This is a genomic window from Streptomyces sp. NPDC020780, assembly GCF_044334475.1.
Classification (GTDB): domain Bacteria; phylum Actinomycetota; class Actinomycetes; order Streptomycetales; family Streptomycetaceae; genus Streptomyces.
This window is the reverse complement of sequence record NZ_JBIRTB010000004.1, coordinates 21,153-46,658: the sequence shown is the minus strand read 5'-3', so window position 1 is coordinate 46,658 and position 25,506 is coordinate 21,153. Positions and strand designations below refer to the sequence as shown.

Here is a 25,506-nt window from a genome sequence, read left to right as displayed (position 1 = left end):
ACCCCCGCCCACCACCCCGACCTCGCCGGCACGAAACAACGGCCCGGCCCTCCCGGGACGGGTGAACAGGACAAGTGGCACCCCACGGGCGGCGGCGAACGGCCCGGCGTACGGGGCGACCCCTCGCCACCGCCGGGGGAGAGGCACCCCGCCCCCAGGACGCCGGAAGGCAGCCCCCGAGGGCACCCTCCCCGCACCGAGACCGCCCCCGGCGCCCCCCACGCCAACAACTGACACACCGTCAAAAACACGGCGAGCACCGGGCCGGGCCGAAAGCGCGACGGCACCCGTCCGCCCCCCCCGCCACACCCCCGTCCGGTGCGCAGGACCGGCGATCACACCCGCACTCCAGGAGATGCCGCAGGTGGACGCCGGTCGTCATTGTGTAGTTCAGGAAGCCGCTCGCCGCGAACCGGACCCCCGACGCGCCACGGCGTGCCGGTCGTCCCCTTCCCCTGCAGTGCCGAGCGACCGATGGAGGCTGTCCATGACCGACCCCGCGTACCGGCATGTGCCGGCGACCGACGCACAGCAAGGGCTGTGGCTGTTACGCGCGCTCGGTCACCAGCCGGCACCGCGACACCGGACGTACCGGGTGGTCGGCGACCTGGACGTGGCGGCGCTGGCCGTGGCGTGGCGGACCCTCGTGGACCGGCACGAACAACTGCGCTCGGCACTGGTGCTGCGGGACGGCACACCGGTGCGAAGAATCTGGGCGCGTGCGGGGACACAGGCGTTGTGGCTGCGCGAAGCGGACAGCGCACCGGCCTGCCAGCGGGAGTCGGAAACACCCGGCGGCGGGCCCGATCCCGACGGCGTACCCGAAGCACGGATGACGGTCACCCGTCACAAGCCCGACGAGCACCGGCTGCGCATCACGGTTCCCTGCGCGTTCGCCGACGAGGACTTCCTGGACACGCTGGTCGAGGAACTGACCGAACTCTGCGCCGGAAGAGCCCTCCTGACAGACACCCCCCACGGCGCAGCGACCGCCCCGCAGACCGCCTCCTCACCCGACGCACTGGCCTGGTGGCTCCGTACGCTGACCCCCCTGCCGGGCGAACTCCCCCTGCCCGCCGACCGCCCACGCCCGGACCGCGCCTCAGGACGCTGGGGAACGGTCAGCGCCCCGGCCGACCCGGAACTCGGCCGCGCCGTCACACACCGCGCCGAAGCCAGTCGCAGCAGCCCGTACGCCGTGATGCTCACCGCCTTCCAGATCCTCCTGCACCGCTACACCGGAGCCGACCGGGTCGCCGTCGCGGCACCGGTCCCGCAGGGCGGAGCGCACCCGGCCACCAACACCCTGATCCTGCCGGCCGACATCGAGGCCACGCACCGCTTCGACGACGTCCTCGCACGCGGCACGGCACTGGCCGCCGAGGCGATGGCCCGGCGTACCGTCCCGCTGGCGCGTGTGCTCGGGGCGCTGCCGCTCGTCCGCGACGCGCGACGGGTGCCGCTGGGCGATGTCGTGTTCGACTACCAGGACCGGCCCCGGCCGGCATTGACGATCCCCGGTACCGCCGTCGAACCCTGCCCCGAACACCACGGCCCGGCACCCGCCGATCTGCTCCTGCACATCGACGACAGCGGCCGCGGACCGGCCACCACCCTGCTCTACGACGCGGACCAGTACGAGCCCGAGACCGCGCGGATGATCCTGCGACAGTTCCGTACCCTGCTCCGGCACGCCGCCCGCGCTCCCCACACCACCGTCGGCGAACTGGCACTCGACAGCCCCGGCGAAACCGCACGCGCCGCCGACGAGAACGACCGGCGGGCCGACGACGGCGCGCCCGGGCACACGGTCGTGGACGCGATCAGCAGGCACGCCTCGCAGGACCCGGACGCGGTGGCCGTCGACGGCCCCGACGGCACACTGACCTACCGCGCGCTGCACACCACCGCGACACAGATCGCCCACGACCTGCGGGCCGCCGGGGTGCGGGCCGGTGATCCGGTCGCGGTACGGCTCCCGGTGGGCGTACGGCAGTACGCCGCCCTGCTCGGGGTGCTGTCGGCCGGCGCACACCTGTGCTGGTTCGGGACCGCCGACAACGGGGACCGCGGCCGGGCAGTCCTCGACGCGCTGAAGCCGGTGGCGATGCTGGTGGCCCCCGCACCGACCGCACCCCCGCACACCGCCGCCCCCGGCCCCGACCCACTCCTGGACCGGTACCGCACGACCACCGGCGCCCCCATCGTCACGGTGGGAGAACCCGGCCCGGCGCCGCAGGCATCCACCCCCTCCCCGCCCCCACCGCCGAGCCTCACCGACCGCGCCTACGTCGCCTTCACCTCCGGCACCACCGGCATCCCCAAAGGCATCGCGCACACACACGCCGCCCTCGCACAGTTCACCGCGTGGATGGCCGCCGAGTTCGGCCTCGGCCCCGGCGTACGCGTCGCCCAATGGGTGGCCGCCGAACACGACCCCGCCCTGGCCGAGACGTTCGCGGCACTCGGATCGGGCGCCACCCTGTGCCCCGTCCCCGAGAAGATCCGCGCCAACCCCGAACGCCTCCTGGACTGGCTGGCCACCGAACGCATCGGCGTACTCCAGACCGTACCGAGCTTCGCCCGCGAACTGCTCCGCGTCCTCACCGAGCGCCGCACCGCCGACCGACTGGGCACACTCACCACCCTGCTGCTGATGGGCGAAGCCCTGCCCGGCGAACTCGCCGACGGACTGCTCACCGCACTGCCACTGCTACGCCTGGCCAACCTCTACGGCCCCACCGAGACCGTCGCCGCGACCTGGCACCCCGTCCACCGGCGGCCCGCACACACCACCCGCGCACCCACCGGCCCGCCGGCGAAACCCTCCACCGCACCGGTCCCCATAGGCCGCCCCATCCCCGGCCGCGGCGTCCTCGTCGTCGACGCATCCGACCGCCTCTGCCCCGCCGGCGTCACCGGCGAACTGGTCATCACCGGCCCCTACGTCGCCGACGGCTACCTCGCCGACCCCCACCACACCGCCTTCACCCCCCTCCCGTCCCTCGACGCACCCTGCTACCGCACCGGCGACCTCGCCCGCCGCCGCCCCGACAACACCCTCGAATACCGCGGCCGCAAGGACAGCCAGATCAAGCTCTACGGCAGCCGGCTGGAACTCACCGACGTCGAAGCGGCCCTGGCCGGACACCCCACCGTCGCCGACTGCGCCGTCGTCGCCGGCGCCGACCGCGACGGCCTGGCCGCCCGCCTGGTCATCTGCGTCGTCCCCCGCACCTCACCCGACGGCACCCCCCAAGGCTCACCCGGCGAGTGGCGCACCCACCTGCGCCGGCGCTTCGGCCGCTCACTGCTCCCGGCCCTGTACCGCACCCTGGACCGTCTCCCGCGCACCGTCACCGGCAAGGTCGACCGCCCCCAACTGGCGCGTACCGTCGCCGCCGCCGAACGCGACGCGGCCGCCCGGCGCCCCGCGACCGGTACCGAGACAGACCTCGCCACGATCTGGACCGACCTGCTCGGCACGCCGCCGGCCCACGCCGACCAGAGCTTCTTCGCCGTCGGCGGCACCTCCCTGCTGGTCCCGCAGATGCTCCACCAGGTACACCGGCGCCTCGCGACCGACGTGACCGTCCCCCAGTTCTACGCACATCAGAGCCTGGCGGCTCTGGCAGCTCTGGTCGACCGAACCCGATGAAGGAGTACCCCGTGTCCACCACCCCCACCAGCGAGCCGGCCGTCCTGGACGGCGAAACGCTCGACATCCCCGCCGTCCGCCGCGTGGCCGAGCAACGGGCCGAGGTGACACTGACACCCCAGTCACTGGCCAAGGCCGGCAAGAGCCGCGCCGTCTTCGAGGACGTGGTCCGCGCCGGCACCCCTGTCTACGGCGTCACCACCGGCTACGGCGAGATGATCTACATGCTCGTCGACCCCTCGCGGGAGACCGAACTGCAGACCAACCTCGTCCGCAGCCACAGCGCCGGCGTCGGCCCCTTCTTCCCGCACGACCAGGCACGCGCGATCCTCACCGCACGCCTGAACGCCCTGGCGAAAGGCTACTCGGCGGTCCGGCCGGAAATCCTGGAGCGACTGGCCCTGTACCTGAACTCCGACCTGATACCCGCGATCCCGGAGATCGGCTCACTGGGCGCCAGCGGAGACCTCGCCCCACTGGCGCACGTGGCCTCCACCGTCATCGGTGAGGGCTACTTCCTCGGCCCCGACGGCCCACGCCCGGTCGCCCCGGTGCTGCGCTCGCTCGGGATCACCCCGCTGGAGCTGAAGTTCAAGGAGGGCCTGGCACTGATCAACGGCACCTCCGCGATGACCGGGCTGGGCGCGCTGATCGTCGACCGGTCGCTGGAGCAGGTGCGGCACGCCGAGATCGGCTCGGCGCTGCTGGTGGAGGCGATGCGCGGGTCGATGGGACCCTTCCAGCCCGAAGGCCACGACATCGCCCGGCCGCACCCCGGCCAGATCGACACCGCGGCGAACATGCGGTCCCTGCTGCGCGGCAGCGCGCTCACCGTCGAACACGCGGACCTGCGCCGCCAGGTCGCCGCGGCCAAGGACGACGGGGACGTCACCCGGACCGAGATCTACCTGCAGAAAGCCTATTCGCTGCGGGCCATGCCACAGGTGCTGGGCAGTGTCCGGGACACCCTGACGCACGCCACGGCCCGCGTGCGGACCGAACTCAACTCCGCGAACGACAACCCCCTGTTCTTCGAGGACCACGAGGTCTTCCACGGAGCGAACTTCCACGGCCAGCCGGTCGCCTTCGTCATGGACTTCACCACGATCGCCCTGACCCAGCTCGGCGTGCTCGCCGAAAGGCAGCTCAACCGGGTCCTGAACCGGCACCTGAGCTACGGCCTGCCGGAGTTCCTGGTAGCCGGCGACCCCGGTCTGAGCAGCGGGTACGCCGGGGCGCAGTATCCGGCCACGGCGCTGGTCGCCGAGAACCGGACGATCGGCCCGGCCAGCACCCAGAGCGTCCCGTCCAACGGCGACAACCAGGACATCGTCAGCATGGGCCTGATCGCCGCCCGAAACGCCCGGCGGGTGCTGGCCAACAACCAGTACATCCTGGCCGTGCAGTTCCTGGCCGCCGCCTCGGCGGTGGACGTCTCCGGGCGCTACGACGGCCTGGGACCGGCCGGCCGCGCCACCTACGACGCCGTGCGCTCGCTCGTGCCGCCGCTGAACCAGGACCGCTACATGGCCGACGACATCGAGACCGTCGCCGCCGCACTGACCCGCGGGGAGTTCGCCACCGCCGTCGAGGACTGCGGCGTGCAACTGCGTTGACACCGGCGTCCGCCGCCCCCGGGGCCCGGCGGACCGACAGGAAGGCAGGACAGCAATGCCCACTCGGCCGATGACCGGCGAGGAGTACGTGGAAAGCCTCCGCGACGCCCGCGAGGTCTACGTATACGGCGAACGGGTCAAGGACGTCACCACGCACCCGGCGTTCCACAACCCGGTGCGCATGACCGCCCGGCTCTACGACGCCCTGCACGACGAGCGCTACCGCGACGTCCTGACCTGCCCGGTCGACGGTGGCGGCGACGGGTACACCCACCGCTTCTTCACCACGCCGCACAGCGCCGAGGACCTCGTCGCCGCCCAGGGCGCGATCGCGGCCTGGGCCCGGCTGAGCTACGGCTGGATGGGCCGCAGCCCCGACTACAAGGCCTCCTTCCTCGGCACCCTCGGCGCCAACGCCGACTTCTACGGGGACTACGCCGACAACGCCCGGCGCTGGTACCGCGAGTCGCAGGAGAAGGTCCTGTTCTGGAACCACGCCATCGTGCATCCGCCGGTGGACCGCGACCGGCCGCCGGACGAGGTCGCCGACGTGTTCGTGCACGTCGAGGCCGAGACCGACGCGGGACTCGTGGTCAGCGGCGCCAAGGTGGTGGCCACCGGCTCCGCGCTGGCCCACTACAACTTCATCGCGCACTACGGCCTGCCGATCCGCAAACGGGAATTCGCCCTGGTGGCCACCGTGCCGATGGACGCCCCTGGCGTGAAGCTGATCTGCCGGCCGTCCTACACCGCGACCGCGGCCGTGGCCGGCAGCCCCTTCGACCACCCGCTGTCCTCACGGCTGGACGAGAACGACACCATCCTCGTGATGGACAAGGTCCTGATCCCCTGGGAGAACGTCTTCATCTACGGGGACCTGGGCAAGGTGCAGATGTTCACCGCCCGCTCCGGCTTCCCCGAGCGGTTCACCTTCCACGGCTGCATCCGGCTCGCGGTGAAGCTGGAGTTCCTGGCCGGCCTGCTGTCCAAGGCGCTGCAGGTCACCGGCGTGCGGGACTTCCGCGGCGTGCAGAGCCGGCTGGGGGAGGTGCTGGCCTGGCGGAACCTGTTCTGGGGGCTGTCCGACGCGGCCGCCCGCAACCCGGTCCCGTGGAAGGACGGAGCGGTGCTGCCCAACGGGGACTACGGGATGGCCTACCGGTGGTTCATGCAGGTCGGCTACCCGAGGATCCGCGAGATCATCCTGCAGGACGTGGCCAGCGGACTGATCTACGTCCCCTCCAGCGCCGAGGACTTCCGCAACCCGCAGACGCGGCCCTACCTGGACAAGTACGTCCGCGGCTCCGGCGGGGTCACCTCCATGGAGCGGGTCAAACTCATGAAACTGCTGTGGGACGCCATCGGCAGCGAGTTCGGCAGCCGGCACGAACTGTACGAACGCAACTACTCCGGCAACCACGAGAACACCCGGGTCGAGCTGTACGCCGGCCAACTGGCCTCCGGTCAGCTGGCCGGCTACGAGAAGTTCGCCGAGCAATGCATGTCCGAGTACGACCTGGACGGCTGGACGGTCCCTGACCTGGAGTCCTTCCCGGACCTCAACCACCTCGTCAACCGGCGCTGACACCACGGCACACCGGTACGACCGAAGACGCCACGGCCGACGACCGCGGCCGCATCCGCATCCGCGAAGAGGGGGAGGGGGACGTCCAGGGAGCTCATGGAGGGCACGAACGCGCCGACGCGGTCGAGAAGGTCGCCCAGCTCCACGGCAAGGTCCGGCGTCAGCGGCTCGACCACGCCCACAAGATCGCGCTGAGTCCGGTCCGCGCACACGACTTCATCGCACACGACTTCATCGCGCACGAAGACCTCACGATCCGCACCATGCAAAAGGCACCCGCACCCAGGCCCGACCCCGGCCGGGCAGGTGCGTTTCTGTCCAACGGGGCCGCCGCGAAGGCCGGGCTCAACCGCTCGATCTCCGATGCCGGATGGGGGGGGGGTGTTCCTGACGATCCTGCACGCCAAGGCTGAGAGCGCCGGACGGGAAGTGATCGCCGTGGACCCCCGCAACACCTCCCGGCGGTGTCCCGAATGCGGGCACACCGCGAAGGAGAACCGGCCTACACAGGAAAAGTTCCACTGCGTCTCGTGCGGCCACACCGCGCACGCAGACACAGTCGGAGCCGTCAACGTTCTACGGGCCGGGCTGGTCCCTCGCGACGCCAGCCAGGCATAGCGGGAAACCCCCTCGTTCACCAGGGGGAGGAGTCACGATCCCGGACGCGCAGTGGTCCGCCGTCGAGGTCCGGCCGTTCTTCGAGATGCCCGAGGAGGTCCGATGACAGAGCCGGCGACACGGACACCCGGCGCGACGTGACGCCCCCTCACCCTGCGCAGACGGTGCACCTCACCGTGGGACAAGCCCCCGCAGGACGTGCCCGGACGGTTGTGCCCGCCCGGGCCGCGGAAACCGGTGTGCCGACGCATGTCCTGATCCGCGCTCCGGCTCCGACCGACAGGTATAGGAAGAGGACAGCCCCGACGGGTGCTCCTCAACGGAAGAAGAGAGAACCATCATGAACAGCGACGTGGACCCCGCGGACATCGCCTGCCTGCGGGCCGAAGTCACCGGTGAGGTCTTCGTACCGGGCGACCCCGGATACGACGAACTCACCGATCTGATCGTCCACACCGGGCACCCGGCCGTGATCATCCTGGTCCGCAGCAACCAGGACGTGGCCCGCGGCATAGCGTTCGCGCGCGAGCACGACCTGGAGATCTCCACCCGCAGCGGCGGCCACAGCAACGCCGGCTTCAGCACCAACGTCGGCGGCCTCGTCCTGAACCTGGCACACCTGGACTCCATCGAGGTGGTGGACGAGTCCGAGCGCCTGGTCCGCCTCGGCGCCGGCGCGCAATGGGACCAGGTCGCGGCCGCACTGCAGCCGCACGGCCTGGCCTTCACCTCCGGCGACACCACCAGCGTGGGGGTCGGCGGCCTGCTGGTCGGCGGCGGCATCGGCTGGCTGGCCCGTAAGTACGGCCTGGCCCTGGACAGCCTCGTGGCCGCGGACGTCGTGACGGCCGACGGCCGCATCCTGACGGCCAGCGCCGAGGAGAACCCGGACCTCTTCTGGGCGATCCGCGGCGGCGGCGGCAACTTCGGCGTGGTGACCTCCTTCACCGTGATGGCACAACCCATTTCCCAGGTCTTCTTCGGCCAGATCTCCTTCGCCCCCCAGGAGACCGCCGCCGTCCTGAGCGGCTGGGCGGCACACATGGACTCCGCACCCGAGGAGCTCACCGCCACCGCCATGTGCTGGCCGACCTTCGGCGAGGCCGCCCCGCCCCTGGCCATCATGGTCTGCTACGCCGGCGAGGACGAAGAGGCCGCCAACGCGGCCATCGACCCGATCCGCAAACTCGGCACCGTCGTGGACGACCAGGTCCGCCCGATGCCCTACGGCGACGCCCTCCAGCCCGCGGGCGACCTTCCCCCGGGCTGGCGCCCGCGCGTCCGCAACCGCTTCACCCCGGCCCTGACCGCGGACCTGGTCACCACGATCCTCACCGCCCAGGCCACCCTCGAGAACCTGTACGTCGAGATCCGCAGCATCGGCGGCGCCCTGAACCGGGTGCCGCAGGGTGCGACCGCCTTCCCCCACCGCTCCACCCAGGCCATGGTCATGGGCGTACTGCTCGGCTCCCCCGAGGGGAACGAGCCGCTGCTGCCCGCCTACGAGGCGTTCTGGACCGCGCTGGCCCCCTCGATGTCCGGCGCCTACAGCGGCTTTTTGAGCGACATCCTCCCGGCGGACACCGAGGCGGTCTACCCGCAGCAGGTGTACGGACGGCTGGCCGCCCTGAAGCACGAGTACGACCCCTGCAACGTCTTTCACCTGAACGTCAACGTCCTGCCGGCCGGAGCCGACCAGGACTGACCCCCCGCGGCGCCGTGCATCACGCACGGCGCCGCGGCGCAGCCGTCCTCACACCGGCAGCACTCTCACCGGTACCCCGTTGAACACCGCGTTCCCCGACACCGGGTCCACCACCAGCTCATCGGTCAGCGCGTTGGCGTTGACACCGGCGTTTTCGCGCGCCACGGACTGCCCACTGTCCTGGTGACCCCACCCGTGCGGCAGACTCACCACCCCCGGCATGATCGTCTCGGTGGCCTCCACCGCCACCTCGACCTCGCCCGCCGCGGACCGCACCCGCGCCCGGTCCCCGAGACCGAAGCGGGCCACGTCCCGCGGATGGATCTGCAGCGTGCACCGGTTGCTCCCGCCCACCAGCGACGGCACATTATGCATCCAACTGTTGTTCGAACGCAGGTGCCGGCGTCCGATCAGCACCATCTGCGGGGCCGGGTCCCGCATCCGCTCCAGCAGCCGCGGCACATCGGCGGCCAGCACCGCCGGAGCCAGGTCGACCTTCCCCGACGCGGTACACAGGATCTCCTCCAGCCGCGGCTCCAGCGGACCGAGATCCAGACCGTGCGGGGCCTGCCGCATCGCCTCCAGCGACAGACCGTAGGACCCCATTTTCAGCAGCGCGTCCAATATGCGCTCGGTCCCGTCGGCACCCTCCAGGCCCTCACGCAGCTCCGGAACGGCCGCGAGCATCTGCCCGAGCAGCATCTCCTCGCACACCTCGGGGCCGACCTCGGGGCCCTGACCACTCAGGATCAGCAACAGCTTGGCCAGGATCGCGGCCTCGGAGCGCTGGTCCTCACCCAGCGGCAGCACCGGCGGGGAGAAGCGGGCGTAATTACGGACCATGATGATCTGCACCAGGAAGTCGAAGTGCGGACTCTGCAGGATCCGCGGCGGTGGCAGGATCACGTTCGCGTGCCGGGTCGTCTCGTTCAGGTAGGGGTCGACACAGACCATGAAATCCAGCCCGGACAGGGCCCGCGCCAGACGCGGGGCACCCGGCGCGGACAACGCCGGATTGCCCCCCACCGTCACCAGCGCCCGGACCTGCCCCTCCCCGGGCGTCTCCATCTCGTCGGCCATCGTGGCCACCGGGAACTCGCCGAGGACCTCCGGCAGACCGCGCACCCGGCTGTGCCACGCACCGGTGGCGAACGGCTGCCCGCTGCGGAAGATCTCCAGGCCCGCGGTCTTGGCGAACATGACGCCCCCCGCCCGGTCCAGATTCCCCGTCAGGGCATTGATGACGTCGACCAGCCACTGGGCCGTCGAGCCGAACTCGGCCGTGCAGGTACCGATCCGGGCGTACACGCACGCCGACGGCGCCGCCGCGACCTCCCGCGCCAGCCGCACCGTCGTCGCCGCCGGCACGCCGCAGGCCGCCTCCACCGCCTCCGGAGTGAAATCGCCAGCCAGCACACGGAGTTCGGGGAGACCGGTGACCTCCACGTCCAACGAGACCAGCCCCTCGGCCAGCAGCGTGTGCACCATGCCGAACAACAGGTACGCATCCGTCCCGGGACGGATGAACAGATGCTCGTCAGCGAGCTCGGCGGTGCGGGTACGCCGCGGATCGACGACCACGACCTTGCCGCCGCGCCCCTGCAGAGCCCGCAGCCGGCCCTTGAAGTCCGGCGCCACGCACAGCGACCCGTTGGACTCCACCGGGTTCGCCCCGAGGATCAGCATGTAGTCGGTGCGGTCGAGGTCCGGGACGGCCACGGCCATCGGATCGCCGAACATCAGGCCGCTGGCGACATGCTTGGGCATCTGGTCGACGGTGCTGGCCGAATACACGTTGCGGCTGCCCAGAGTCCGGGTCAGCGGCTGCCGGTAGAGGAACCCGGCCATCGTGTGGAACGTCGGGTTGCCGAAGTACAACGCCACCGCGTCCCGGCCGTGCGCCGCCATGATCCCGCCGAGCCCCCGGTGCACCTCGGCGAACGCCTCCTCCCAACTGGCAGTCCGCAACTGCCCGTCGACCCGGACCATCGGACGCGCCAGCCGGTCCGGATCCTCGTCGAGCCGGCCCAGCGCCGCCCCCTTCGGACACAGGAAACCCTTGCTGAACGGGTCGTCCTTGTCACCCTCGACCCGCAGCACGGAGCCGGCGTCGTCCAGGGTCAGACGCAACCCGCAGGACGTCTCACACAGGGGACACGTCCGCAGTGCAGTCTTCATGCTCGCTCCCGAGTTCGGGGTGGGCCGACGCCCCGGGCCCACCCCCCGGACCACCACCGGCCGGGCCTCCCGGCCATGGAAGCAGAGCAGCGGGACCACACCGGCGTCACACGGTCCGGATCACCCCCAGACGCTAGCAGCGACGCGGCACGCACCCTTCTTGCTGGATGCGCAGGGAGCACACCGGTTGGGCATTCCCGAAGATGTCGGCCACCGCCGGGCAAGCGATCGTGGGGCGGACCGCCGAAGAGAGGACTCGCCATGGCTCCGAACGCCGAGCCGGCCACCGCCGCCGCACCGCTGACCGCCTTCCGCGAAGCACAATCCCCAGCGCTGGCCGAGGCGTTCAGCCGCCTGGTCGGCACCTTCTGGACCGACGGAGCACTCCACGACCCCGCCCGCGCACGGGACGCCGTCCCCGATCTGCTGGACGCCTGGAACGACACCGACACCGCCCACCGCGGCTACCTGGCGATCACCCTCGGCCTGCTCGCCGAAGCCGAGTACCCCCTGCTCGACGGCCCCGTCGCCACCGCCGTACGCCAGGGCATGGACTCCTTCCTCGACGAGATCCGCACCACCACCACCGTCACACCGCTCACCCTGGCACTGCTGTACCTGCTCTCGCACTTCCCCGACGACCGCACCCGCATCCGGTCCGCATTCAACGACGTGCCGCTGGACCCCGACGACCGCACCCGACTGGACCGCGGACTGACCCGGCTGAACCACCTCGACCCCGACCTGGGCCGGGCCTGGCCCTCCCCCTTCGACTGGGACATCGACGAGCACGAACGGGACTTCGACCGGGCCTGGATAAAAACCCTGACACCGGAGCAGATCACCGCGACCTGGGACGACGACACCCGCACCCTCTGGGCCACGGCCGGCGCCAAAGCCCTGTGGTCGATGGCCCACCACATGCCCACCCCGGTCGTCGACCACAACCCGTACTGGTCGGCCCCCCACGAGCCCCCAGGAACCCCCGACAGCACCACATTCGCCCGGCACCGATCCGCACTGTGCTGCACCTCCTGCCACAGCACCCTCACCTTCCAGGACAAGGGAGCCCGCTGTCAGGGCTGCGCCACCTTCTACCCCCTCGCCCCCGGCGGCATCCTCGACCTGTCCCGCCGGGAGCGCCCAGGCGCCGGCGTGAGCGACGCCACCGAAGACGTCGAGGCCGACGTACTCCAGAACGCCGCCGTCATGAGCACCGTCGGCCGGCACTACGAGGCCGGACTGCGCCCCGCCTTCCTGCGCATCATGGGCCAGAACTGGGACGGCACCGTCACACCGGCGATCGAGGACGCCTACATCGCCGACCGGCTGCGCACCGCCGCCACCCGCACCGACGCCCCCGTCCTGGACCTCGCCGCCGGCGCCGGCCGCTGGACCTGGGTGGTCGCCGACACCGTCGGCGCCGACCGGGTCATCGCCCTCGACCTCAACGACGCCATGCTCCACTGGCTGCGCGGCCGACTGCCCCACGTGGCCGCCGTCCGGGCCAGCGCCCTGGAACTCCCCGTCGCCGACAGCAGCCTGGCCGCCGTCAACTGCTGGAACGCCCTGCAGGCGATGCCCGACGCGGCCCAGGCGATCGCAGAGATCGGCCGCTGCCTGAAGCCCGGCGGCACCTTGACCCTGATGACCTTCCGCTGGGCCGACGACCCGGTGTACCGCTACTTCCAGCGCTCCCACATCTTCCCCGCCCGGCCCGAGGGCTACCTGCTGTTCGAGCCGCAGGAGATCCGGTCCTGGCTGGCCGCCGCCGGACTGGACGTGGTCGAGGAGTCCGGACCGGGGACGTTCGTGTTCCTCACCGCGAAGCGGGAGGGCTGAGGCATGGGAGACGACGGCCGGATCGTCGTCGACATCCTGCTCGCCGACCACCCGTTCGAGGGCTTCCTGGACCCCGTGCGCCGACGGGCCGCGGAGTTCGGGGCGGCGCATCCCGACTACGAGATCCGCATCTCGACGTACCGGTACTGGACCGGGACCGGCCGCGAGGACTTCATCCACCTCCTGGACCAAGGCCGCGTCCCGGCGCTCGTCGACGTCTTCTTCACCGAGACCCAGCACGCCCGCGACGCGCTCGCCGCGACCGGCGGCCCACTGTTCACCCCGGTGCAGCGAGCGGTCGGCGCACGCCGGCAGATCCTCGGCGAGCCCGTGGTCATCGACGACCTCGTCGACAGCGCACGCCGCTACTACAGCTACGACGGCGAACTGGTATCGATGCCCTTCAGCGTCTCCACGGGCCTGCTCTACACGAACATGACGATGCTGCGAGCGGCCGGAATCACCGAGGTGCCGCAGGACTGGGACGGCCTGGAAGCCGCCTGCCGGGCCGTCGTGCAGACCGACGGCGGCCCTTCCCACGCCATCACGTGGGCCGTCGACGGATGGTTCTTCCAGGGCGCCGTGTGCCAGCAGGGCGGCCTGCTGGCCGACCACGCCAACGGCCGCTGCGGCCGGGCCCGCACAGTGAACCTGGCCTCCGAGGAAACCTTGGCCTGGGCCACGTGGTGGCAGCGGCTGCACAAGGACGGCCTGTACCTCCACACCGGCGCGGCCCAGGACTGGGCCGGCACGTTCGACGCCTTCATCGAGGGCCGGGTGGCATTCCTCTGCAACTCCTCCGTGATGGCCCAGCCCGTGGTGACGGCCGGAGCGCAGGCCGGCATCGAGGTCCTCACCGGCGGCCTGCCGCACAACAGCGCCGTGCCGTACTGCGGCGACGTCCTGGGCGGCGACTCCCTGTTCCTGGCCGCCGGCCTGCCGCCGGAAGTGCAGGACGGCGCGCTGGCATTCCTGCAGTACCTGCTCAATCCGCGAAGCGCCGCCGCCTGGCACAGGTCGAGCGGCTTCATCCCGGTGACCCACGGTGCGCACCGCCTGCTGGAAGCAGAAGGCTGGTTCGCCGAGAACCCGCACCACCTCCAGGCACCGAAACAGCTCGACGCCTCCGACGGAACGCCGGCCGCGACCGGCGCGCTGGTCGGCGAACTGGCGACCATGCACGCCGACCTGGTCCAGGCGATGAGGGACGTACTGGAGCGGGACGCCGACCCCGCCAGGCGCTTCGCGCAGGCGACCGTCACGGCGCAGCGACGGCTGGACGACTACAACCGACGGCACGCCCCGCACCGGCCCGAAGCCGCCGAACCGCCACCCCGCACGCCGGACCGCGATTCCGGCACCGCCTGAGACACCACCCCGGACGCGACCGGGCAGAACGACCCATCCGCTCCGCGGCCGATGCCGGCGCCGACCCGTCCACGGCCGCGCGGACCGCGGACCACACACCGCTCCCGCGGCCGGGCCGGCGGCGCCCCGCACCGGCGCCGCCGACCCGCCGACCACCCGCCCACGCACCCCCCGGGGGCACCCCCGTGAGCACTGCCTCGTACGGCGCCCCTCTCTCACCCCCGCACAGCCGCCTCGCTCTCCGTCTCTCCCGACGCCGGACCAGCGGCCGAGGCGTCATACCGGCGCAGCGCCGGGAACGTGCAGGCCAGGAGCACCGCACCCACGACGCAGGAGATACCGCCGCTCACCACACCGACGACGGGGGAAGTGAACTGGGCCACCGCGCCCGCCCGGAGATCACCGAGGCGGGGGCCGGCCGCGCTGACCACGAAGTCCAGGCCGCTGAGCCTGCCTCGCAGACGGTCCGGTGTGCTGACCTGGAGGACCGTTGTGCGGAAGACGTCACTGACGACGTCGCACGCGCCCGCAGCCATCAGCATCAGCAGCGCCACCCACAGGGCGGTGCTGAGCCCGAAGCCGATCAGGACCAGCCCCCAGAGCGCGCCCGCCACCATCATCGCCCTGCCCTGGCGGCGGGTGCGGCCCAGCCACCCGGAGAACACCGAGGCGAGGATGCCTCCCACGGCCGGGGCGGCGTAGAGCAGGCCCAGCGTCTGCGAGCCGCCGTCGAAGCGAGTCTCGGCGAGGGCGGGGAAGAGGGCTCGCGGTGCGCCGAGCACCATCGCGTTCAGGTCGACCAGGAAGACGGCGGCGATCAGCGGGTGCCTGCGGGCGAAGCGCAGCCCGTCCACCACCGCGGCGACGCCGGGGCCCTGGCCGCCGCCCTCGGGGGGCATCGCGCGGAGCCGGAGCACCGCGTACAGACCCAGGAGGAAGGTGGCGGCGTCGAGCACGTAGGCCGCTTCGAGGCCGGCGGTCGCGATGACGACACCGGCCACGAGTGGTCCGACGGTCATGCTGGCCTGGAAGGAGAGCTGGGACAGTGCAGCGGCGGCAGGGAGGTGTTCCGCAGGCAGCAGCCGCGGGATGAAGGCCCGGCGGGCCGGCTGGTCGAGGGCGAACAGGCAGGAGTGCAGAACCGAGAGCGTGTACAGCAACGCCAGGCTGTGCAGGCCGAGTACGGCCTGCACAGCCAGCAGGAGAGCGACGGCACCCAGGCCACTGCTGGTGATCAGCACGAGTTTGCGCCGGTCGATGGCGTCCGCCAGCGTGCTGCCCAGCACCCCCAGGACGACCAGAGGGACGAAGGTGGTCAGGCCGAGCACCCCGACCGCCAGGGTGGAGTGTGTCAGGGCGTACACCTGGAAGGGCAGGGCCACGGCCGTCATCTGACTGCCGATCGCCGAGAGCGACTGCCCGGCCCACAGACGGCGGTACTCGGGGGACACCCTCAGGGGACGGGTGTCGGCCAGTAAACGTCGGCGTGGTGCGCGCTTGGAGGGTCGGACTTCGTCCACTTCGGCTCCGTCTATCTGGGGTCATGCGGCTTCCGGGGCGGCTCAGGCACTCGGCGGTGCCCCGCTCGTGCCGCCCTCCGGTCCGACGAGCGGGGCGGCGCCCGCCATCGCACGCTGGATCAGCCGCTCACCCGAACCATGATCGAGTACGTAGTTGTGCAGCAGCCGCACATTGTCCCAGACGGCGATGTCGCCCTGCTCCCACTTCCAGCGGACGGTCCGTTCGGGGACCAGGGTGTGGGCGAGGAACAGCTCCAGCAGGGTGTCGCTCTCCAGCTGGGAGAACCCGTCGATGCCGGTGACGCAGTTCGGGTTGAGGACGAGGGTCCTGCGGCCGGTGCCCGGGGTGAGGGCCACCAGGGGGTGGGTGACGACGGGCAGGGCGAGCAGCCGGTCCCTGCTCTCCTCGTCGCTGCCGGGGAGCAGCCAGTCGGCGTACAGCAGTTTGGCGTCGTGCGAACAGCTGAGCCGGGAAGCGAGGTCCTGCAGGGGACGGGCCAGACAGCGGTAGGCGCCGGCAAGGTCCGCGAAGAGGGTGTCCCCGCCGAACGGCTGCACGGTCACGGCCTGAAGCAGCGAATAGACCGGCACGTCCCGGAGAAAGGTGCAGTCCACGTGCCAGTTGGTGGCGTGCCGGTTGTAGCGGTCGCGGCAGCGCATGTCGTCCGCGGTCACGCCGCCGGTCTGGTTGGCCAACACGTGCGGATGGCCGGCGAGTCCGGGTTTGAGGGGGTGCGCGGGTTGCAGAGGGCCGAGCAGGGAGGCGAGGCGAGTCAGGTCCGCCGGGTCCGTCGACTGGCCACGGAAGAACAGCACTCCGTGTTCTTCGACGAGCCGGGCGACCGCCCCGGCCGTCGCACCGTCCACTGCGCGGACGTCCACGCCGGCGACCTCGGCGCCGATGCTGCCCGTGAGGCGCCTGACCCGCAGGCCGGTCCCGTGTCCGATCACGCTTCGCGTCACCTCGGCACTCCTCTCATCACGGCGTTCTCCATGGCGCCTTGCCCGTAGACACTGACCACACCGCTCTCCCCGGAGGGGAAGTAGCGGGCGTAACAGCCGCCCGGCCGGTGGCCGAACACCATGGGGCTCAGGACGGGCGCGACGGCGACCCGTTCGGCGTGGGTGCCCGACGCTTCACACATGTCGAGTTCGTAGGGCACCGACTCGGTGTACTCCTGGACGATCGTGTCCCCGTCACCGAGGGCGCGTTCCACCTCGGCCGCCCACTGCGCGGGAGTGCTCAGCCGGCCGATGAGAACTTCGCGGCCCATCATGCCGATGGCCTTCTTCAGGACGAGCCGTTCCCGGGCGGACACGAGCAGGTCGGGCAGGTCGACCCGGCGTCCACGCCATTGCGCCTTGACGTCTCCCACGACTCTGCTCCAGGGGACGTACCGCCGTGTCAGCGCGTGGTCCGCCTCCGTCATCCAGGGCAGCCCCTCGGAGAGCCAGGCGAGCACCTTCTTGTTGGCCAGCAGATAGCTGCTCTGGGGCGGAAGCAGGAGGCATCCCGCGTCCAGCACCGAGCGCACCGGGTCCAGCGACTGTCCGCGGTTGATCCAGTCGGCGGTGGCGAAGTAGCGCAGGCCGACGGGGAAGTCCAGCCGCTCCGGCGGGCCCAGGCCGTGTGGCAGCCGGTCCGGTTCGAAGAACTCGGCGCGCAGACCGCGGCGACGCAGGACCTCGGCCTCGATGTCGTAGTAGCGCGAGGTTGCCGCCTGGTCCTGTTCGTACGGGCTGCCCACCAGGGCGACCGCCCGTTCCAGCCCCAGCTCCTCGCAGACGTTCTCGAAGAAGGCGGCACGCGCCTCCAGGGGGTCGTGGCCGGTGAACGGAGCTTCGTCCTGACCGCCGTACACCTCGGTCCAGAAGCGGGACAGCAGGTGGGTCTCGGTGGGGCCGCCGAACGCGCCGCTGACGTTGAACTCGATGAACTGCGGTCCGTGCGGGCCGAGGATCACGTCCGGGCGGGCCATCGCGGCGCAGAAGCGTTCCTCGAACAGGTCGTCGTCGGTGAAGAGCGGGTAGTCGTCGCCGTCAGGTGCGAGGCCGAGCGCCGCGAGTCTCCCTGCGCGGGTCGGCGCCGACTCCAGAACCGCGCGTCTCAGCAGGGCCAGGAGCCCCGCCGCGGCGACGAACAGCTCGTCGTACACGGGGCCGGGCAGGACGAACGGCTCCAGGGGAGCTCGCTCGGTGTCGATGCGGGTGCCACAGTCGCGCAGTTCGTACCGGAGCATCCGCAGTACCTCGGGCACCGGGTGGCGGCGGACGAGGGTGGGGCGGCCGATGCCGGGCCGTGCGAGTGGCCGTTCGGTCACTGGTACTACCTCCATCGGGTCGGCCGGGCATGGGGCGTGCCCGCGAGGAACTGGTCGAGGTCGACGAACCGAGGTTCGGCCAGGCCCGGGGTCCGCCAGCGCAGTTCGGTCCGGGGTGGCCGGTCGTGGTCGTGGAAGTAGACGGGCCTCAGCAGTCCCCGGCCGTCGACGGCGACCGGTGGATTGCTCACCAGGAAATCGCGCAGCGGCTCGCTGTCGCGGCGGGCTCGAAGCCAGACCCGTTGCCCGCCCCAATGGTTGGTGGGGAGCGAGACCTCGGGGTGGATCTTCCGCTTGAACTGGAAGGTGCCCTTGCTGAGGAACGGCTCGCAGCCCCCCAGGTCCACGACGTCCGCACCGTGGCGGGCCGCCCAGTCGAGCACTTCGATGTACAGAGCCATCGAGACGCCGGAGCGGTAGTGGGCGGTGTCGCCGTTGAGCACTCCGGCCAGCCGAATCACCAGCTTGCGCCGGGCCGGCTCCCATCTGCAGAGCATGCCCGCCACGCGAGTGCCGGAGTCACGCAGGAACAGGAGGGCACCCTGGCGGAAGATGCAGGAGTAGGCGCTGCGGCGAGGCTCGGAGCGGGCGGCCGCACCGTGTCTGTGGGCCATCGTCGGCCGGTGCATACGGTCGTAGAAGAAGGTGAAGTCGGCCGCACTGGTGGAGCGTTCCAAGACCCATGCACGGCGGGTGCGCTGGCGGCGGTAGTGGCCACGGTCCTTCGCCGACACACGTGCCAGCGGCGCCGTGCCCCCGCCGACCGGGACCTGGAGCGAGAGGCGCAGCGGCAGCAGCAGCGCCCGGTGGTCCGGGAGGCGCCGCGCGCCGGCGGCGGTGCACGCGATCACCAGCAGATCAGGGGTGCCGGCGTGGCCCGCGGCACCGGTGGTCCGCCGGGCGGCGGGCCCCGCGTGCGGCTCGCGTCGTTCCTCCAGGAACGGCAGGGTCAGCCCGACGCTCGCCGCAGGGCCCCGGCAGCCAATGGCCAGTTCCCCCTCGGCCGTGTGGGAGACGAGGCTCGCCGGGCGTATGCCGCGCAGAGCGTCGACGGCGCGGTGGGCACCGAGGACGACGCGGCCGTCGCCGTTTCGCCAGCGGTAGCCGAGCCCGTCCCACAGCGCGCTCACGGTCATCGTTCCTCCAGCCGAGGCGGTGGGGTCTGGCGGTCGGGTCGCGCGGCGCGCCGACGCAGTCGGTCACGTACGGCCTTCAGTTCGGCCTGTGCCTCGTCGAGCACGGTGGCCGCGAAGCCCTCCGCGAGGGCGGGGGCGTGCGCGGTGACGGCGGCCGGGGCCGGTCCGGTGAAGCGGACACGGCCGTCCTCGACGATCACTCCGTCGCCGGCCCCGACGCGGACGTTCCACGCGATGGCCTCCTGCTCGGTGAGGCCCGGCGGAAGGACGAGCGTCACCGCGCTGTCCCGGACGGCCACGGGGTAGCCGCCGGGTAGTCCGTGCGGACCGGGAAGCGAGGTGTGCAGGGGTAAGCCGTGCGCCAGCGAGGTGATCAGGAGGGCCGCGGTGTGCCCGGTGACGAGGTTCAACCGCTCCCGGTCGGTGGCGCGCTGGCGCGTCAGCAGCGCGGTCACGTCGGTGAGGGGCGCGTCGTCGAGCCAGGCTCGCGCCTCGTCGGCGGGGTGGAGGGGTGCGTGCAGGTGAACGTGGTGGGCGAGGACCTTGAGCCGGGGGGTGGGGCCGAGGCTGAGGGCGTGTCCCAGGGACGCCGCCACCAGGCCGGTGTTGCCGATGCCGCAGAGCACCGGTAGATCCAGCGCCTTCAACAGGGGGTTCACCGCGTCGGGGAAGCAGGCGTTGACCAGCAGGGTGTCGGGGGCGGCGTCGGCTACGGCGCGGGCAGCCCGTACCGGTATCTCCGCCTGCAGCGGCAGGGTGAGGCCGAACCCGGCCTCGGCGATCAGGTCGGTCCAGCCACTGGGCTGCCGGGTACGTTCCCAGGGCGACTGGACGGAGGCGCACACGAGGAGCATCCGGGGGCTCGTGCGAGCCAGCAGTGCCTCGACATCGTGGCTGCCCGGATCGATGCCCGCCGCGTCGAAGCGGACGGGTGCGCCTGACGTGAGGGCTCTGCTTCCGGCGAGGTAGGCGATCTCGTCCGCCGCCCGGGCGTCGCGGCCGGCGACGGTCACGCGCAGCGGCCCCGACCGGGTGCAGGCCAGTGAGCAGCACACGGAGCGAGCCAGGCCCCCGGTACCCAGCACGACCAGGTGGGGCGCGCCGCTCAACGCTTCCACACCGCGGCGGCTACGTCCTCGACCGAGCGCACCACGTGACAGTCGGCGGCGTCGACGGCGTCGTAGTCACCGCGCGCGTACGTGCCGCTGCCGTGGACGACGACGGGGCCGTCACGGACGAGGTCACGGTCGATGGCGTTGAGGACGCCGGTCAGTGCCATGACGAGCGACCACTCGGTGAGTGTGCGCGGGTCGTCGGGGAGCCGGGCCGCAGAGCCCCCGAGCAGCCCGGAGATCAGGGGGTAACGCTCCAGGCATTCCTGGAGGGAGACGACGATGCCTGCCCCGCCGTGTCGGTCGATCAGCTCGTTCATGGCCGGGGAGGTCGCGGGCCGGTGGGTGTAGAAGGTCGGGTCGAGTACTTCGTCGAGGTGGTGCACGGTGCGCGGGAAGGCGGGGTCCTCGTGCTGGAAGTGGAGCCCGGTGGCCGGGTCGAGGGTGTAGTGCGGCAGGTGGGAGCGGTCGAAGCTGCCGTACTTCCATCGGAGCACCATGTCGGGGGTGCTGAGCTGCTGCACGAGGAGGGAGGCGGGCCGGCTCTCGGGCGAGGACTCGCCCGCCTCCTCCAGGACCGAACGGCCCTGGTGGTAGCCGAGCAGCCCGAAGGCGCTGGAGACCGCGTGCGCGTGCAGCCTCTTGGGGCCGTGGTCGCAGGGGGCGACGCGGTTCTCGAAGAAGGCCCGGGCGGCGTCGGCGACCAGGTAGTTCTCGAGTTCCAGGGAGAACCACAGCCGTCCGCCGGTCTCCCGCGCCCAGGCCTGCGCATGGGCGTCGGCGAAGGCGCGGGCCAAGGGCTTGACGTCCTCGGCCCGCTCCGAGTCGAGGAGCAGCAGGGGGTTGAGTGCCTGGAGTTCGCTGTCCGTGGACAGCCGGGAGCGGCGCAGCTTGTCGTGGCTGGACAAAGGGGCCAGCGTGGTGATCCGCAGTTCGTGTGGTTCGGCCAGGCCGGCGTCCAGGGCACGCAGGACGGCGTCGCGCAGTGCGGTGCCCTTGTTCCCGGAGGTCGGGGTGCAGAGCATGACGGGTGTGCCGGTGCGCCGGATGTGTTCGACGGCCCGCGCGACGATGAGGAGAGAGGCGAACGTCTTCGTCGTCCCGGTTTCCGGGTTGCCGGTGAGGTCCAGGAGGGTGAGCGGGTGGCCCCGGTAGTGCCCGAGGGGCTGCCAGCGCGCCGTGGCCGCGGAGTAGTACGCGCGGGTGGCCGGGTCGAGCGCGGGGAAGGCGAAGGCCGGGCGGAACCCCTCGGCGCCGGGGCGGGCGACCGGGTCGGTCACGCAAGCGGCCACCACTGCCGGCAGGCGCTCGTAGTGGTCGGTGATCAGGTTGCCGGCCGCGGTCCCGGTGCCGGCCGCCGGAAGTGGGGGCGACGTCATCGGCTGGGTCCTCCCCTGCTTGGTGGTCATCCTTTGACGCCGACGACGAGCGCGTGCTCGTACGGCAGCCCGGTGTACGAACGGACGCTGCTGCAGCCGACCTCCGTGAGCCACTGCGCGTAGTCCTTGGGCGGATAGGCCATGCCCTCGCCGCTCGCCAGGACGTTGAGGAAGAGCGAGAGCCGGGCGGAGAGCAGTCCGCTGTTCTCGTCGTCGGGGGCACACATGTTGTAGAGGAAGATCTTCCCGCCCGGAGGGAGCGCCTCGTAGGCCTTCGTCAGCAGCTTGACGCCGTGCTCGGGGGAGAAGACCTCCATGGAGTGGCTGAACAGGATGCCGTCGAAGCCGCGGGGGAAGTCGTCCTCGAAGAGGTCGCCGGGGTGCGTCAGCACACGGCCCTTCACATCGTCCGGGAGTCCGCTCTCCGCGTGTCGGCACACGCTGGGCATGTCGAAGATGGTCACCGTGGAGTGCGCGTACTGCCGGACGAACTTGATCGCGGTCGTACCGTCACCGCCGCCGACGTCCAGCAGCCGGCCGACCTGGGCGATCTCGGCGTTGTCCAGGAGGGCGTGGGCGAAGAGATGTGTGAAAGGCCCGATGGAGTCGTGATAGCTCTCCACCAATTCCGGGTCGTTCGCCAGCCGGTCGTAGAGCGTGTTTCCCGGCCCGGGATAGGAAGCGAGTGCCGCCTCGTTCGTTCCAGCCCGCAGGGCAGTGGTCAGGTGCGGAAAGGCAGGATACTGAAACCTTCGCCAGCCGAGAAGTGTGTCCCGCCACCCCTCGGGGCGGTCCGTGACCAAATGCTCCTCGGCGACCTGAGAGTTCACATATCCGCCGTCGCGCCGTTCCACCAGTTCGGTGGCGCATAACGCCAGCATCAGCACGCGCAGTTTGTGCGGCTCGATTCCGACGTGTCGGAGCAGTTCCTCGAAGGTGGCACCCGGGTGGCGCGAAACGAAGGGGAGGACGTCGAGCTCAAGCGCCGTGACGACGGCATTGAAGAGTGCCGGCCCATTGACGATGAGCTGAAATCTCTCGTATACGCGGTCGAATTCTTGCGAATCGCTCATCAGCTATGCAGCCCCTTTCAAGGGTGTGACTGATGTGAAATCGAGCAAGACCTCAGGGAGGCTACACGCCGTCTCGGACAAGGTCAACGGCGCTTCCGGCGGCAAAGAATGACCGGATTTCGGCTTTCGCGGCCGAAAGTAATCCGGTGCGGGGTCCGGTGGTGGTTGAATCAAGCCATTCCCGAGGGAACTCCAGCCAGGGGAGTGGGCGGGGTTGACATCGAGATCAAGCCCCCTTGAGCATGTGGAAATAACGCGAAGCCTGCGACTCACCTTCATTTGAACGCTTTCCGACGCTTGATGCGAGGAGCGCGCGTGACAGGTTCCGAAGAAGATCGCAAGACCATCATTTTCCTTGTGCAGCAGGGCGTTTGGGAAATGCCCCTGGAGTCGATGCCGCTAGCTTCCGGGTATCTGAAATCGACCCTCATGGCCGACGAGGACATCAGCCCCCACGTCGATGTCTCCATCAAGAACTTCCGGGGCGGCACCACGAACGCGGCCATGGCCGAGAAAATCTTCAGCGCCGGCTCGCCGGACATTCTCGCCTTCTCCGTGCTGGGGTGGAACTACCAGTCCTTCGGCGCTCTGGCCGCCACCTTCAAGCAGCTCAACCCGGCCGGCCTCGTCGTATTCGGCGGCACACATGTGGCCAACCAGGCGGCCCGCGTCTTCCGGATGTTTCCCGAGGTGGACGTGGTGGTCAACGGCGAGGGAGAGCTGACGTTCAGGGAGCTGGTCCGGGCCCGCCTGACGGACGTGGACCGGCACGCCCTCGGCTCGGTCGCCGGGATCTCCTACCGCGGACCGGACGGCGAGACCGTCACCACCGAAGAGCGCCCGCGCCTCGACGACCTCGAACAGATCCCCTCGCCCTTCCTCACCGGGGCACTGGAGCTGACCGACGAGAAGGGCGAGTTCCGGTACGACGTAGCCCTGATGGAGACCAACCGGGGCTGCCCCTACAAGTGTGCCTTCTGCTACTGGGGCGGCGCCGTCGGCCAGAAGGTCCGCGCCTTCTCCCTGGAGCGGCTCCGTCGCGAGCTGGAGCTGTTCGCCAAGCTGAAGGTACACACCATCGTGGCCTGCGACGCCAACTTCGGGCTGCTGCCCAACGACCTGGAGTTCGTCGAAGCGCTGATCGAGACCCGGAATGCCTACGGCTTCCCGCGAGCCCTGGAGACCTCCTGGGCCAAGAACAAGTCCAAGACGTTCTTCAAGATCGTCCAGCGGATGAAGGAGGCCGGCATGCACAGCTCCTTCACGCTGGCCCTCCAGACCCTCAGCGACAGCGCCCTGGAGACCATGAACCGGCGCAACATGAAGGTCAACGAGTGGGAGGACCTGGCGGCCTGGCTCGACCGGGAAGGGCTGGACTGCTACGCCGAGCTGATCTGGGGTGCTCCTGGGGAGACCGTGGAGTCCTTCATGGAGGGCTACGACCGCCTCGCCCGGCGTGTGTCCAGGATCGCCGTCTACCCCATCCTCCTGCTCCCCAACACCGACTACATGGAGAAGAAGGAGCTCTTCGGGATCAAGGCGATCCGCGGAGACCACGACGACTTCGAGTACGTGCTCGCCCACGACACCATGACCTTCGCCGACAACCAGTACATGCAGCGGTTCCTCTTCTGGGCCCGGGTCGTCGCCGAGAACGCGGTGTTCCGCTACATATGGGGCTCGCTCCGCCACTTCGCCGGCCTGACCCAGTCGCAGGTGCTGACCAAGCTGAGCGACTGGATGGCGAGCGTCGACGATCCGGCGGCCGTGCCGCTGCGGGAGTACTGCGCGACCGCCGCCGGAGGCACCGAATCCTTCGGCGCGGCGATCAGCTACTTCTACACCGAGCGAGAGGCCGTGCGCCTGCTGCACCGGTGGTGGGACGAGTCGATCCGCCCTCTCGTCCCCGAGCGGTTCCGGCCGGTCCTCGACGAGGTGTTCCGCTACGACCTGCTCACCCAGCCGGTCTTCCGCCCGGAGCGGTCCGCCACCGCGGACGAGGAGCTGGCGGTCGAGGAGATCCGCGACGAGCAGTACTACGTACGCAGGGACGTCCGGCTGGCCTACGACGTCCCCGCGATCGTCGCCGCTCTTCGCGCGGACAGGGAACCGGACCTCTCCCCGTCACCGCGCGTCCTCGACCTCTACTACCGGACCGGGTCGGAATCCGCGGTCACGTCGACCAACCACGAGATCGTCATCCACTTCATGGGGATGACGAAGGAGCACATCCTCGCCAACGCCAACGCCAACGCCAACGCCAACGCCAACGCCACCAACGCCACCAACGCCAACGCCGACGCCGACGCCGACGCGGGCGGCGCGACCGCCGACGCGGCCGGCGAGGAGGACAGCCTCCGGAGCGGCTGACCCCCCAGGACACACCGAAGCGTCT

Annotated in this window: 15 protein-coding genes and 1 pseudogene; 8 read left to right on the top strand and 8 right to left on the bottom strand. The window is 70.9% G+C overall.

Features of this window, described 5'->3' with window-relative positions; genetic code table 11:
* Positions 1-487: 487 nt before the first annotated feature.
* From ACH4VO_RS09185 to ACH4VO_RS09165, 5 genes and pseudogenes are all read left to right on the top strand, one after another.
* Positions 488-3,658, top strand: coding sequence for an AMP-binding protein (locus tag ACH4VO_RS09185; protein WP_360988727.1), 3,171 nt, complete (start codon positions 488-490; stop codon positions 3,656-3,658).
* A gap of 11 nt (positions 3,659-3,669) precedes the next feature.
* The gene (cmdF, locus tag ACH4VO_RS09180; RefSeq protein WP_398440909.1) at positions 3,670-5,274 is read left to right on the top strand and encodes a tyrosine 2,3-aminomutase; all 1,605 of its coding nucleotides are present in this window, start codon (positions 3,670-3,672) and stop codon (positions 5,272-5,274) included.
* Between the two features lie 70 nt (positions 5,275-5,344).
* Positions 5,345-6,859 carry a 4-hydroxyphenylacetate 3-hydroxylase family protein gene (locus ACH4VO_RS09175; protein WP_398440908.1) on the top strand — a complete coding sequence of 505 codons (1,515 nt, stop codon included), beginning with the start codon at positions 5,345-5,347 and terminating at the stop codon, positions 6,857-6,859.
* Between the two features lie 119 nt (positions 6,860-6,978).
* Positions 6,979-7,477 (top strand): annotated as a pseudogene (locus ACH4VO_RS09170) (RNA-guided endonuclease InsQ/TnpB family protein); the annotation flags it as partial.
* Positions 7,478-7,817: 340 nt separating this feature from the next.
* Positions 7,818-9,182: an FAD-binding oxidoreductase gene (locus tag ACH4VO_RS09165; RefSeq protein WP_360988735.1), complete on the top strand. Its 1,365-nt coding sequence runs from the start codon at positions 7,818-7,820 to the stop codon at positions 9,180-9,182.
* 48 nt (positions 9,183-9,230) lie between these two features.
* Here ACH4VO_RS09165 and ACH4VO_RS09160 read toward each other — a convergent pair whose 3' ends face one another.
* Positions 9,231-11,360, bottom strand: coding sequence for a molybdopterin oxidoreductase family protein (locus ACH4VO_RS09160; protein WP_360988738.1), 2,130 nt, complete (start codon positions 11,358-11,360; stop codon positions 9,231-9,233).
* A 261-nt stretch (positions 11,361-11,621) separates the two neighbouring features.
* Between ACH4VO_RS09160 and ACH4VO_RS09155 the strand changes: the two genes are divergently transcribed.
* Both ACH4VO_RS09155 and ACH4VO_RS09150 read left to right on the top strand, forming a co-directional pair.
* On the top strand, positions 11,622-13,202 hold the full coding sequence (locus ACH4VO_RS09155; protein WP_360988741.1) for a class I SAM-dependent methyltransferase: 1,581 nt from the start codon (positions 11,622-11,624) through the stop codon (positions 13,200-13,202).
* 3 nt (positions 13,203-13,205) lie between these two features.
* Positions 13,206-14,570 (top strand): extracellular solute-binding protein, encoded by a 1,365-nt coding sequence (locus tag ACH4VO_RS09150; RefSeq protein WP_360988744.1) that lies wholly within the window; start codon positions 13,206-13,208, stop codon positions 14,568-14,570.
* 215 nt (positions 14,571-14,785) lie between these two features.
* Here ACH4VO_RS09150 and ACH4VO_RS09145 read toward each other — a convergent pair whose 3' ends face one another.
* The 7 genes from ACH4VO_RS09145 to ACH4VO_RS09115 form a co-directional block, all read right to left on the bottom strand.
* Complete coding sequence (locus ACH4VO_RS09145; protein WP_360988747.1) at positions 14,786-16,021, bottom strand: MFS transporter; 1,236 nt, start codon at positions 16,019-16,021, stop codon at positions 14,786-14,788.
* A 111-nt stretch (positions 16,022-16,132) separates the two neighbouring features.
* Positions 16,133-17,053, bottom strand: a complete 921-nt coding sequence (locus tag ACH4VO_RS09140) for a TauD/TfdA family dioxygenase (RefSeq protein WP_360988749.1) — start codon at positions 17,051-17,053, stop codon at positions 16,133-16,135.
* Entirely contained in the window at positions 17,050-18,411 is a 1,362-nt protein-coding gene (locus ACH4VO_RS09135) for a hypothetical protein (protein WP_360988752.1), read from the bottom strand. The genes ACH4VO_RS09140 and ACH4VO_RS09135 overlap by 4 nt, the downstream gene beginning before the upstream one ends.
* A gap of 5 nt (positions 18,412-18,416) precedes the next feature.
* Positions 18,417-19,541 (bottom strand): hypothetical protein, encoded by a 1,125-nt coding sequence (locus tag ACH4VO_RS09130; RefSeq protein WP_360988755.1) that lies wholly within the window; start codon positions 19,539-19,541, stop codon positions 18,417-18,419.
* 2 nt (positions 19,542-19,543) lie between these two features.
* Positions 19,544-20,665, bottom strand: coding sequence for a hypothetical protein (locus ACH4VO_RS09125; protein WP_360988758.1), 1,122 nt, complete (start codon positions 20,663-20,665; stop codon positions 19,544-19,546).
* A complete protein-coding gene (locus tag ACH4VO_RS09120) occupies positions 20,653-22,038 on the bottom strand; it encodes a DUF6002 family protein (protein WP_360988761.1) in 1,386 nt (461 codons plus the stop codon). The genes ACH4VO_RS09125 and ACH4VO_RS09120 overlap by 13 nt, the downstream gene beginning before the upstream one ends.
* A 26-nt stretch (positions 22,039-22,064) precedes the next feature.
* A complete protein-coding gene (locus ACH4VO_RS09115; protein ID WP_360988764.1) occupies positions 22,065-23,111 on the bottom strand; it encodes a methyltransferase in 1,047 nt (348 codons plus the stop codon).
* A gap of 300 nt (positions 23,112-23,411) precedes the next feature.
* Here ACH4VO_RS09115 and ACH4VO_RS09110 point away from each other — a divergent pair, with 300 nt between their 5' ends.
* Positions 23,412-25,481, top strand: a complete 2,070-nt coding sequence (locus tag ACH4VO_RS09110; protein ID WP_360988766.1) for a KedN5 family methylcobalamin-dependent radical SAM C-methyltransferase — start codon at positions 23,412-23,414, stop codon at positions 25,479-25,481.
* The last annotated feature ends 25 nt before the right edge of the window (positions 25,482-25,506 follow it).

Coding starts and splice junctions, on each gene's coding strand:
- ACH4VO_RS09185 (WP_360988727.1), top strand. CDS start 488: ATGACCGACCCCGCGTACCGGCATGTGCCGGCGACCGACGCACAGCAA.
- ACH4VO_RS09175 (WP_398440908.1), top strand. CDS start 5,345: ATGACCGGCGAGGAGTACGTGGAAAGCCTCCGCGACGCCCGCGAGGTC.
- ACH4VO_RS09165 (WP_360988735.1), top strand. CDS start 7,818: ATGAACAGCGACGTGGACCCCGCGGACATCGCCTGCCTGCGGGCCGAA.
- ACH4VO_RS09160 (WP_360988738.1), bottom strand. CDS start 11,360: ATGAAGACTGCACTGCGGACGTGTCCCCTGTGTGAGACGTCCTGCGGG.
- ACH4VO_RS09155 (WP_360988741.1), top strand. CDS start 11,622: ATGGCTCCGAACGCCGAGCCGGCCACCGCCGCCGCACCGCTGACCGCC.
- ACH4VO_RS09150 (WP_360988744.1), top strand. CDS start 13,206: ATGGGAGACGACGGCCGGATCGTCGTCGACATCCTGCTCGCCGACCAC.
- ACH4VO_RS09120 (WP_360988761.1), bottom strand. CDS start 22,038: ATGACGTCGCCCCCACTTCCGGCGGCCGGCACCGGGACCGCGGCCGGC.
- ACH4VO_RS09115 (WP_360988764.1), bottom strand. CDS start 23,111: ATGAGCGATTCGCAAGAATTCGACCGCGTATACGAGAGATTTCAGCTC.
- ACH4VO_RS09110 (WP_360988766.1), top strand. CDS start 23,412: ATGCGAGGAGCGCGCGTGACAGGTTCCGAAGAAGATCGCAAGACCATC.